Annotated in this window: 8 protein-coding genes; 7 read left to right on the forward strand and 1 reads right to left on the reverse strand. The window is 70.9% G+C overall.

Features of this window, described 5'->3' with window-relative positions:
• Positions 1-134 precede the first annotated feature (134 nt).
• Positions 135-356, forward strand: a complete 222-nt coding sequence (locus ACQKIP_RS31495) for a hypothetical protein (RefSeq protein ID WP_365814805.1) — start codon at positions 135-137, stop codon at positions 354-356.
• A gap of 30 nt (positions 357-386) precedes the next feature.
• Here the strand turns inward: ACQKIP_RS31495 and ACQKIP_RS31500 are convergent, their stop codons facing one another.
• Positions 387-845 carry an RrF2 family transcriptional regulator gene (locus ACQKIP_RS31500; protein WP_365861120.1) on the reverse strand — a complete coding sequence of 153 codons (459 nt, stop codon included), beginning with the start codon at positions 843-845 and terminating at the stop codon, positions 387-389.
• A gap of 225 nt (positions 846-1,070) precedes the next feature.
• Here ACQKIP_RS31500 and ACQKIP_RS31505 point away from each other — a divergent pair, with 225 nt between their 5' ends.
• The 6 genes from ACQKIP_RS31505 (at position 1,071) to ACQKIP_RS31530 (ending at position 9,033) form a co-directional block, all read left to right on the forward strand.
• Positions 1,071-1,148 carry a putative leader peptide gene (locus ACQKIP_RS31505; protein ID WP_363302824.1) on the forward strand — a complete coding sequence of 26 codons (78 nt, stop codon included), beginning with the start codon at positions 1,071-1,073 and terminating at the stop codon, positions 1,146-1,148.
• Positions 1,149-1,369: 221 nt separating this feature from the next.
• On the forward strand, positions 1,370-2,377 hold the full coding sequence (locus tag ACQKIP_RS31510) for a TauD/TfdA dioxygenase family protein (protein ID WP_365861122.1): 1,008 nt from the start codon (positions 1,370-1,372) through the stop codon (positions 2,375-2,377).
• Positions 2,378-2,732: 355 nt separating this feature from the next.
• Positions 2,733-2,960, forward strand: a complete 228-nt coding sequence (locus tag ACQKIP_RS31515; protein ID WP_361040187.1) for a type A2 lantipeptide — start codon at positions 2,733-2,735, stop codon at positions 2,958-2,960.
• A gap of 124 nt (positions 2,961-3,084) precedes the next feature.
• On the forward strand, positions 3,085-3,891 hold the full coding sequence (locus ACQKIP_RS31520; RefSeq protein WP_365861123.1) for an HlyD family efflux transporter periplasmic adaptor subunit: 807 nt from the start codon (positions 3,085-3,087) through the stop codon (positions 3,889-3,891).
• Positions 3,888-6,170 (forward strand): NHLP family bacteriocin export ABC transporter peptidase/permease/ATPase subunit, encoded by a 2,283-nt coding sequence (locus ACQKIP_RS31525; protein WP_365861125.1) that lies wholly within the window; start codon positions 3,888-3,890, stop codon positions 6,168-6,170. The genes ACQKIP_RS31520 and ACQKIP_RS31525 overlap by 4 nt, the downstream gene beginning before the upstream one ends.
• 1 nt (position 6,171) lies before the next feature.
• Positions 6,172-9,033 carry an NHLP bacteriocin export ABC transporter permease/ATPase subunit gene (locus ACQKIP_RS31530; RefSeq protein WP_365861126.1) on the forward strand — a complete coding sequence of 954 codons (2,862 nt, stop codon included), beginning with the start codon at positions 6,172-6,174 and terminating at the stop codon, positions 9,031-9,033.
• The last annotated feature ends 76 nt before the right edge of the window (positions 9,034-9,109 follow it).

Genomic DNA, 9,109 nt, shown 5'->3' on the forward strand with positions numbered 1-9,109 from the left:
GTCGTGTGAGCACCCACCGGGCGGTCGTACGGGCGTCCTTCTTGCAGGCCGGCCCGGCACCGCCTTGCCGGCCGCCCCGGCACCGCACCGAAATTCGGTTCCGGAACCACAGCCCGGATGCCTAGCATCCGACCATGCCGAGACCTTCTGGATTCACGTACGAGCAGCGCCCCGACGCCAGCGTGACCATCACGCACCACGGCCGCGCGGCCGGGACGCTGCGCGGTGCGCGGGCCGAGAAGTTCCTCGCCGAGGTCGAGTCGGGCGATGCCCAACTGGTGATGGCCCGCTGGACGGGCGCGTACAAGCACGGCAACGAACGCACCGCGCGCAACCACCCGCGCAACCGGCGTTGAGCACGGGGTCGCGGACGGCGCCGGAGGGACCTAAGGGTTCGTCCAGGCCGCAGGGTCCGCGGCGAGTTCCGTGACGGGGGTCGGCAGTTCGGCGCCCGCGACGTCGGCCAGGGACACGCCCTCCAGGATCTGGCGGACATTCGCCCGCAGCGCGATCCACAGCGGAAGAAGCGATTCCGCGGGCCCGCTGTAGGCGAGCTCCGGAGGACGCACTCCGCGTACCGACACCAGAGGGCCCTCCACGACACGGATGACGTCCGCGATGCTGATCCCGGCGGCGGGCCGGGCCAGCCGGTAGCCGCCGTTGCCGCCGCGCTGACTGAGGACGAGACCGCCGCGCCGCATGTCGTTGAGGATGCCTTCGAGGAACTTGTGCGGGATCTCCTGGGCGTCCGCGATGGCCTCGGCCTTCAGCGGCCCGTCGTCCTGGCACGCGGCGAGTTGCAGCGCGGCACGTACCGCGTAGTCCGCCCTGGCTGAGATCCGCATGGCCGCATTATGCTGCACCGCCCGGAACGGAACGTATCGCCCCTGGTCATGGGGTGAAGCCGCCGGGTGACGCCCCGTGGGCCGCCGGTCGGGCGGCACGGATCCCGGCCGGTCGCACGGGGCCGGCCAGGCGCCCGGCGGCGGGCTCATTGCAGGGTCGTGAAGCGGGCGGGCAAGGGCTTGCCACGCTTTCGGCGGGCGGCCATGCTCCTGGACATGACCGCGATGACCTTTCTCGTCCCGCGGCTCCACGTAGACCTGGGCCGCCTCGCTTCCGCGGCGTGTCGTCTGCGCGTGGCCTGACCGCCGCTCTCATCTTCTGCCGCTGCCGCTGCCGCTGCCGCTCGGGCAGTTGACCCTTCCTTATCTCCTCTCCTCTCTTCTCCTCTCTCCTCTGCATCTTCGCGTCCCCACGGGCCCAGCCCAGGCCGGGACCGCGCTGCCATCTGCGCCGCGCTGCGGCGCGTCCGCTCCTCTCCGTTCCGAGAACACCCCGCGCCCCCACCCGATCGAAGGGACTCCCCATGACCTCCGCACCCGCACCCGCACGGACGACCCCGGCCCTCGCCGTCCAGAAGGTAGGCGGCCGCATAGGCGCCGTCCTGTCCGGCGTCCGCCTCGGCGGTGACCTGGACGAGGCCACCGTGGCCGCCGTGCGCGCCGCGCTGCTCGAGCACAAGGTCGTCTTCTTCCGCGACCAGCAGCACCTCGACCCGGAGAGCCACGAGGCCTTCGCCCGCCTGCTCGGCACCCCCGTCGCCCACCCCACCGTGCCTTCGGTGGACGGCCGTTACGCCCTCGGCATCGACAACGAACGCGGCGGCCGCGCCAACCAGTGGCACACCGACGTCACGTTCGTGCCCGCGTACCCGGCGTTCTCCATCCTCCGCGCCGAGGTCATCCCGCCGTACGGCGGCAACACCCTGTGGTCCAACACCGCCGCCGCGTACCAGGACCTGCCCGAGCCGCTGCGGATCCTCGCCGACAGCGTGCGCGGCGTGCACACCAACGACTACGACTACGCCGCCACCCGCCCCGGCGCCTCCTCCGCGGCGCTCGAACAGCACCGCGAGGTGTTCACCGCGGTCAAGTTCCAGACCGAGCACCCCGTGGTCCGCGTCCACCCCGAGACCGGTGAACGCACCCTGATCCTGGGCAACTTCCTGCAGAAGCTCAGCGGTTTCAGGGGCGCCGACTCCCGCGCCCTGATCGGCGTACTCCAGTCGCACGTGGAGCGGCCGGAGAACACGGTGCGCTGGCAGTGGCGCGCGGGCGACGTCGCCATCTGGGACAACCGCGCCACGCAGCACTACGGAGTGGACGACTCCGACGAGCACGAGCGCACCCTGCGCCGCGTCACCGTCGACGGCGACGTGCCGGTCGGTGTCGACGGCCGCCGCTCGGTGCTTCTCGCCCCGGAGTCGGTGCCGGAGCCCGGCCACGGGATCGCCTCCGGTGCCTCCACCGACGGTGTGGTCGCGCAGGGCGATCGCACTGTCCCCTTCGGCGACGATTCAGCACGCCTTCAATAAACCTGCACATCGAATGCGCAGCCCAGTCACGCTATTCGGCGTCCGCTGCACGCAGTGCTCTTGTGTATTGACCACAGAACTCGCGTTTTGATGTGCGTGTGTCCGCTTTGTTGGAAGGAGTCCTTCCGCTCACCGGATTTCCGTCTGTGAATCTTGTGAAGGAGCTGCTCCCACTCGGTGAACATGCCTGCACGCAGCGGTGATTCGTCGTTGCAAGCGCCGCCGGACGCGGCTTCGTCGATTGGATGTGCGACGTGCGAACGTGCTTTGATCCTGGCCACCGCGGAATTCGCACCCCGGATTCCGCAGTGTTGGAAACACCTTTGCGACATTCATGAGAAGGGCAGCTCACACCATGAACTACACCCCCCAGGTCGAGACCCTCGAGATTTCCGACGCCGACCTCGACAACGTCTCCGGTGGCCTCGTCGCCGGTGTCGCGGGCAACGTCACGGACACCGTTGACTCCATCGCCCCGGTCTCGGGCGTCGTCGGCGGCGTCGTGGGCACCGTCGAGGGTGTCACCGGCCTGAACACCGGCGCCGTCACGGGCCTCGCCGGCGGTCTGACCGCCGGTCTCTGAGCATCCAGCTCACTGAGACGCCATGATTCGTGAGCCCCGGAACCACTGGTTCCGGGGCTCACGGACGCCACAGGCCAAGTCGCCACAGGCATTGTCGCCACAGGCAAAGTAAGGGAAGCGTTCCGTGCAGTTCCGGCAACAGGCCCTGTCCAAGCTGCAGTCGCCCGAGGAACTCGACCTTCCGGTGCGCTACGCCCGACCCCAGGGGCTGCTCGTCCTCGCCGTCACCGTGGTCGTCATGGCCGCCGCGAGCGTCTGGGCCGTGACCGGCTCGATCTCCTCCACGCTCAAGGCGCCCGGCATCCTCACCCACGGCCAGGGCAGTTACGTCCTGCAGAGCCCCGTCACCGGACAGGTGACCCGCGTCCTGGCCGAAGAGGGAAAATCCGTCGCCGCCGGCGCACCCGTGCTCAAGGTCCGTACGGACCAGGGCGACAAGGTCGTACGTTCCATCGCCGCCGGACGGGTGAGCACGCTGGTCGCCAGGATCGGCACCGTCGTCACCACCGGCGCCGACGTCGCCACCGTCGAACGCGTCTCGGGCAGCGACGACCCCCTCCTCGCCATGATCTACGTCCCCGCCGACAGCGCGGCCACCGTCCCGGTCGGAGCCTCGGTGGACCTCACGGTCCAGTCCGTGCCCACGGAGGAGTACGGCACGCTGCGCGGCCGCGTGAAGGCGATCGGACGCGCCGCCCAGAGCGAACAGAAGATCAGCGGGTTCCTCGGCGACAAGGAACTGGCCGGGCAGTTCACCAAGGCGGGCCCGCCCGTGGCCGTCCTGGTGCGCCTGGAGAACTCCTCCGGCACCAAGTCCGGCTACCAGTGGTCCACGGCCGGCGGCCCGCCCTTCGCGCTCGACTCCATGACCCTGGCCACCGGCGCCTTCCACCTCGCCGAGCAGCGCCCGATCGATTGGCTGCTTCCGTGACCGCACCGCACCCCTCCCCGGCGCACCAGCAGCAACTGCCGCCCCCCGGCGGCCGCCGCAGGCACCGCCCCGAGCCCCAGCGGGGCCGCCGCCGCAACGCGCCGCGCCCCGCGTCCAAGGGCAAGCCGCAGCGATCCGTCCGTACGCCCACCGTCCTGCAGATGGAAGCCGTGGAGTGCGGCGCCGCCGCCCTCGCGATGGTCCTGGCCCACTACGGACGGCACGTCCCGCTGGAAGAGCTGCGCATCGCGTGCGGTGTCTCGCGCGACGGCTCACGGGCCAGCAACCTCCTGAAAGCGGCGCGCAGTTACGGCCTCACGGCCAAGGGCATGCAGATGGAACCGGCCGCCCTCGCCGAGGTGAAGGCGCCCGCGATCCTCTTCTGGGAGTTCAACCACTACGTCGTCTACGACGGCACGGGCCGCCGCCTGGGCCGCCGGGGCGTGCACATCAACGACCCGGACAAGGGCCGCCGCTTCGTCCCCTCGGAAGACTTCGACACCAGCTTCACCGGAGTCGTCCTGGTCCTGGAGCCGGGCGAGAACTTCCGCCGCGGAGGGCGCAGGCCCGGCGTCATGCGGGCCCTTCCCGCACGCCTTCGCGGCACCACGGGCACCATGCTCGCCGCGCTCTTCGCCAGCCTCCTGCTCGTCGCGGTCGGCGCCGCGCTGCCTGCGCTCAGCCGCACGTACATCGATCTGTTCCTGATCGGCCATCAGACGTCGCTGCTCGGGGCGCTGTTCGCGTCGATGGGCGCGATGGTGGCGCTCACGGTCGTCCTGACCTGGCTGCAACAGGCGAATCTGCTGCGCGGGCGCATCATCTCCTCGACGCTGAGCAGTGCCCGCTTCCTGCGCCATCTGCTGCGCCTTCCCGTCACCTTCTACGCCCAGCGCAGCCCCGCCGACCTCGTCCAGCGGCTCGCGTCCAACGACGCGGTCGCCGAGACGCTGGCCCGCGACCTGACCGCAGCGGGCGTCGACGGCATCGTCGTACTCCTCTACGCGGCCCTGCTGTGGACGTACGACCCGCAGCTCACGCTGGTCGGCGTGGGCATCGCCCTCCTCAACATCGTCGCGATGCGCATCGTCATCCGGCTGCGGGCCACCGGCACCCAGAAGCTGCGCGCCGACAGCGCCAAGCTCACCAACACCTCGTACACCGGCCTTCAGTTGATCGAGACCATGAAGGCCACCGGCGGCGAGAACGGCTACTTCCGGCGCTGGGCGGGCCAGCACGCCACCACCCTGGAGCAGCAGCAGCGCCTGGGCGTGCCCAGCGCCTGGCTCGGCGTCGCCGCGCCCACCCTCGCGACGCTCAACAGCGCCCTGATCCTGTGGATCGGCGGCCTGCGCGCCGTGGAAGGACATCTGTCGATCGGCCTGCTCGTCGCGTTCCAGGCCCTGGTCACCCGCTTCACCGCGCCGATCACCCGGCTCAACGGCGTCGCGGGCCGCATCCAGGACTTCGGCGCCGACGTCGCACGGCTCAAGGACGTCGAGAACTTCCCCGTCGACACGCTCTACTCCCGCCCCGAACCGGAGGCGAGCACCCGGCGCCTCAAGGGCCACGTCACCCTGGAAGACATCACCTTCGGATACAGCCCGCTCGACAAGCCGCTCCTGACCGGCTTCTCAGTCTCCGTGGGCCCCGGGCAGCAGGTCGCGCTCGTCGGCGGCTCCGGCAGCGGCAAGTCGACCGTCTCCCGGCTGATCTCGGGGCTCTACAGCCCCTGGGAAGGCACGATCCGCATCGACGGACAGCGCCTGGAGGACATCCCGCGCGGCGCGCTCGCGGCCTCCGTCTCCTTCGTCGACCAGGACGTCTTCCTCTTCGAGGGCACCATCCGCGACAACGTCGCCCTGTGGGACCCCTCCATCCCCGACGACGACGTCATCGCCGCCCTCAAGGACGCCTGCCTGTACGAGGTCGTGGCCCGCCGGCCCGGCGGCATCCACGGCCGTGTCGAACAGGACGGCCGCAACTTCTCCGGCGGCCAGCGCCAGCGCCTGGAGATCGCCAGGGCCCTGGTCCGGCGCCCCAGCATCCTCGTGCTCGACGAAGTCACCAGCGCCCTGGACGCCGAGACCGAGCAGGTCATCATCGACAACCTGCGCCGCCGCGGCTGCGCCTGCGTCGTCATCGCGCACCGTCTGAGCACCGTGCGCGACAGCGACGAGATCGTCGTCCTCGACCACGGCTCGGTCGTGGAACGCGGACGCCACGAACACCTCGTCGCCGCCGGCGGAGCCTACGCCGACCTGGTCAAGGAGCACTGAGGTGACCTCGGTACCCGAGCAGTACACCCCGTACACCGACGACGCGGTGGCCGCCGCCTTCGGCGCGCTCGGCACCCCGGCCGACTGCACCGGCCTGCGCAGCGTGCACCTCGAAGGCCCGCAGGTGCTCTGGCTCGTCGTGGCCGGGGCGCTCGACCTGTTCGCCGTCGACGCCGTGCAGCAGGGCCACTGGCACTTCCTGGGCCGCCTCGAACCGGGCACCCTGCTCCTGGGCCCCGTCGAAGGCCCCCAGCACACCCTGGTGGGACGCCCGCTCCAGGGCTGCGAGCTGCGCCGCATCCCGCTGCGCGAGCTGTACCGCCCCGACTACGGCGACACCTGGGCCTACGAGCAGCAGTACCCCAGTCAGTACGACACCCAGGACCAGGCCCTGAGTCTCCTGGAGCACGCCTTCGCGCTCGGCATCGGACGCAGCCACCGGGTCCTGTTCGAGGCGCCGCTCGACGGCCGCACCATGGCCGACGACGTGGTCACCGACGACGACATCCTCTGGATGCCGCTCGCGCCGGGCAGCCTGCAGTACGGCTCCGCCTACAGCGCCGAGGCCGCGGGCGACCTGCTCATGGACGCCGCCATGTGGCAGCGCATGGTCAACCAGCAGTACCGCCTCCTCTCGACGCTCGACCGGTGGATCGAACGCCTGGAACGGGCCCACGAGGACCGCACCGCGGCCGGCATCAAGGCGGGCGAGACGGTCCGCGAGCAGGCCGACCGCACGCTGATCGCCTCCATCGGCCGCTCCGGCCGGGGCGGCGGTGCGCGCCGCAGCGAATCGCGGGGCGGGGACGACGCGACGTACGCGGCCTGCCGCCTGGTCGCGGAGGCTGCCGGGATCACCCTGTCCGGTGCCGCAGAGGGCGGTGCGGTCAGCGACCGGATCGACCCCGTGGAGCAGGTCGCGGTGGCCTCGCGGATCCGCACCCGTGCCGTCCGCCTCGACGGGCGCTGGTGGCGCGAGAACACCGGGCCGCTGGTGGGGCACCGCGCCGCCAGCGGGCAGCCGGTCGCGCTGCTGTGGCGGCGCGGCCGCTACGAGTCCGTGCACCCCACGTCCGGGCGGCGCATGCGCATCGACGAGAGCAACGCGGACGAGTTCGAACCGCAGGGGGTCATGTTCTACCGCCCGCTGCCGGAGCGGACGCTGACGCCGTGGCGTCTTTTCCTCTTCGGCCTGCGCGGCACCGGCGCCGACCTGCGCAATCTGGCGATCGCCGGTCTGGTGACCGTCGCGATCGGCGCGCTCGTGCCGATCGCGACGGGACAGGTGCTCGGCGTGTTCGTCCCGAACGGCGAGAAGAGCCTCATCGTCCAGGTGTCCCTGGCGGTGATGATCACGAGCATCGTCTCCGCGGCGTTCATGCTGCTCCAGAACCTCACCATCCTCCGTATGGAGGGCCGCATGGAGAGCACGCTGCAACCAGCGGTCTGGGACCGCCTGCTGCGCCTGCCCACGCGCTTCTTCGCCTCGCGCTCCACCGGTGAACTGGCCAGCGCCGCCATGGGCGTCAGCGCGATCCGCCGGGTCCTTTCGGGCATCGGTCCCGTCGCGCTCCAGTCGGGCACGATCGGCGTGATGAACCTGGTCCTGCTGCTGCTCTACAGCGTGCCGCTCGCCCTGGCCGCGCTGGGGATGCTGGTCGTCATCGCGGCAGTGTTCCTCACCCTCGGCCTGTGGGAACTGCGCTGGCAGCGCCGCCTGGTCGAGCTGAGCAACAAGCTCAACAACCAGGCGTTCCAGACCCTGCGCGGTCTGCCCAAACTCCGCGTGGCCGGCGCGGAGAGCTTCGCCTACGCCGCCTGGGCGGGGGAGTTCGCGCGCAGCCGGGAGCTCCAGCAGCGCGCGGGCCGCATCAAGAACGTCACGACGGTCCTCAACTCCGTCTACCTGCCGCTGTGCACGCTGGTCATGTTCATCCTCCTCGCGGGACCGGCCCGCGGCAGCCTCACGGCAGGGGAGTTCCTTACCTTCAGCACCGCCGTGACGATGCTCCTGACCTCCGTCACGCAGCTCACCGGTGCGCTGATCTCGGCGGCGGCGGTCCTGCCGATGTTCGAGCAGATCAAGCCGGTGCTCGACGAGGAGCCGGAGGTGCGCGGCGCGAGCACACAGCCGGGCGAGTTGCAGGGCGAGATCGAGGCCCGCGGCCTCTCCTTCCGCTACGCGGACGACGGCCCGCTGGTCCTGGACGACGTGTCCCTGTCGATCCGGCCGGGCGAATTCGTCGCGGTCGTCGGCCCCAGCGGCTGCGGCAAGTCGACCCTCCTTCGCCTGCTCATCGGCTTCGACAAGCCGGTCTCCGGCAACGTCCTCTACGACGGCCAGGACCTCTCGGCTCTCGACCAGGCCGCGGTGCGTCGCCAGTGCGGCGTCGTCCTGCAGAACGCGCAGCCGCTCACCGGCTCGATCCTGGACTGCATCTGCGGCGCCGAGACGTTCACGCAGGAAGAGGCCTGGGAAGCCGCCGCGATGGCGGGCCTCGCCGAGGACATCAAGCGCATGCCGATGGGCCTGCACACGATGATCTCCGGCGGCGGCGCGGTCTCCGGCGGCCAGCGCCAGCGCCTGATGATCGCCCAGGCCCTGATCCGCCGCCCCCGCGTCCTCTTCTTCGACGAGGCGACCAGCGCCCTGGACAACGAGACCCAGCGCACGGTCATCGACAGCACCCGCGCCCTGAACGCCACCCGCATCGTCATCGCCCACCGCCTCTCCACGGTCCTCGACGCGGACCGCGTCATCGTCATGTCGGAGGGCCGGGTGGTCCAGCAGGGGCCGCCCGCACAGTTGCTGGCGGACACGGGCGGTCGGTTGCACGAGCTGGTGCGGCGGCAGATGCAGTGAGGTGGGCGGGGATCCGCTCCAGGACCCCGCCCGCGAACACGTCGTACAGCGGCAGTGTCTCCAGATGGACGTAGCC

Source organism: Streptomyces sp. NPDC059900, assembly GCF_050270335.1.
In the GTDB taxonomy this organism is placed as follows: domain Bacteria; phylum Actinomycetota; class Actinomycetes; order Streptomycetales; family Streptomycetaceae; genus Streptomyces.